Raw genomic sequence first — 1,425 nt, 5'->3', positions numbered from 1 at the left:
CAGTTCATCAGCGGAGGTGGGGCCCCAGCTGCCGGGTTCGTAGGACTCCGGCTGGATGTTTTCCGCGGCCCAGAACTCCTCAAAGGGGTCAAGGATCTTCCACGACAGTTCAACTTCCTGGTGCCGTGGGAAAAGCGGCGGCTCGCCCAGGAGGACGTCCAGGATCAACCGCTCGTACGCTTCGGGGCTGGACTCGGTGAACGCATGCCCGTAGCCAAAGTCCATGGTGACGTCCCGGACTTCCATCTGCGTGCCCGGGACCTTGGAGCCGAAGCGGATGGTGACGCCCTCGTCGGGCTGGACCCGGATCACGACGGCGTTTTGGCCAAAGTCGTCCTCGGCGTGGTCGGTGAAGAGCAGGTTGGGGGCGCGCTTGAACACGACGGCGATCTCGGTGACCCGCCGGCCCAGGCGCTTTCCGGCGCGCAGGTAGAACGGCGCGCCGGCCCACCGGCGGGTGTTGATGTCCAGCCGGATCGCGGCGAAGGTTTCCGTGGTGGAGTCCGCCGGGATGCCTTCCTCCTGAAGATAGCCGAGCACCTGCTCGCCACCTTGCCAGCCGCCGGCAAACTGGCCCCGGGCGGAGTGCCCGGAGAGGTCCGCCGGGAGCTTGACGGCGGCCAGCACCTTTTCCTTCTCTGCCCGCAGGTCCTCGGCGTTGAAGGAGATGGGCTCCTCCATGGCCGTCAGTGCCAGAAGCTGGAGCAGGTGGTTCTGGAGGACGTCGCGGGCCGCGCCCACGCCGTCGTAGTAGCCGGCACGGCCACCGGTGCCGATGTCCTCGGCCATGGTGATTTGGACGTGGTCCACATAGTTGGCGTTCCACAGCGGTTCAAAGAGCTGGTTGGCAAAGCGCAGGGCCAAAATGTTCTGCACCGTCTCCTTCCCCAGGTAATGGTCAATGCGGAACACGGAATCGGGCGGGAACACCGATTCGACAATGTCGTTCAGCGCCCGGGCGGATTCCAGGTTGTGGCCGAACGGCTTTTCGATGACCACCCGCCGCCAGCTCTCCTCCGAGCCCTGGGCCAGGCCGTGCTCGGACAACTGCCGGCACACCAGCTCGAAGGCCTTCGGCGGGATGGACAGGTAGAACGCATGATTGCCCCGCGTGCCGCGCTGCTCATCGAGCCCGGCCAGCGTGGCCTTGAGGCGCTCAAAGGCGTCGTCGTCGTCAAACTCGCCGCGGACAAAACGAATGCCTTCGGAGAGCTGGTTCCAGACGGCCTCATCAAAGGGGGTCCGGCAGTGCGCCGTCACCGACTTCTTGACCTCGGCCGTGAACTCATCATGCGTCCAGTCCCGGCGGGCAAAGCCCACCAAGGCAAAACTGGGCGGCAGGAGTCCCCGGTTGGCCAGGTCGTAGACGGCCGGCATGAGTTTCTTGCGTGCCAAGTCTCCAGTGACGCCAAAGAGCACCAGCGA

General features: G+C 65.3%; 1 protein-coding gene. It reads right to left on the bottom strand.

Annotated elements, in window-relative coordinates; translation table 11 throughout:
• Positions 1 to 1,425, bottom strand: a 1,425-nt coding sequence (gene zwf, locus CVV68_RS22905) for a glucose-6-phosphate dehydrogenase (protein ID WP_110503278.1), incomplete at both ends; no start/stop codon positions are given.

The organism is Arthrobacter livingstonensis (assembly GCF_003219815.1).
Classification (GTDB): Bacteria; Actinomycetota; Actinomycetes; order Actinomycetales; family Micrococcaceae; genus Specibacter; species Specibacter livingstonensis.
The sequence above is the reverse complement of the archived record's forward strand: the minus strand, read 5'-3'. Positions and strand labels throughout refer to the sequence as shown.